Source organism: Vibrio sp. OPT46, assembly GCF_015163535.1.
Lineage (GTDB): Bacteria > Pseudomonadota > Gammaproteobacteria > Enterobacterales > Vibrionaceae > Vibrio > Vibrio alginolyticus.
Genome location: NZ_JADDYG010000182.1, coordinates 1 through 290, shown reverse-complemented (window position 1 = coordinate 290; position 290 = coordinate 1). Strand labels below are relative to the sequence as shown.

1 pseudogene is annotated in these 290 nt (G+C 37.6%); it reads right to left on the bottom strand.

Annotation, left to right across the window (positions count from 1 at the left end):
- Positions 1–290 (bottom strand): annotated as a pseudogene (locus IQR33_RS32625) (hypothetical protein); the annotation flags it as partial.

Genomic DNA, 290 nt, shown 5'->3' with positions numbered 1-290 from the left:
AGGTGTAGTATCCAGTAGTAAAACATTCTTGGATGTATAGGAAATGCGTAGGCTAATTCAATATACTCAGTAAATCTTATCCAAGAGCGAACAGCGGAAAACATGTTTTTTTGTGTTGCCTTCGAAAAACCACCACGTGTAGCCTCGAATATGGCCATGTTATCTAGAATTGTCTTTAGGTTTGGGTGATCAGGGTCAATTGCACCGTCAAGTTCAGGCAAAGGGATTTTAAATCGTGAAAGATTTTCTTTTTCTTTGTTATTGCCTAGTTCTAATGCCTTAATCTTTTC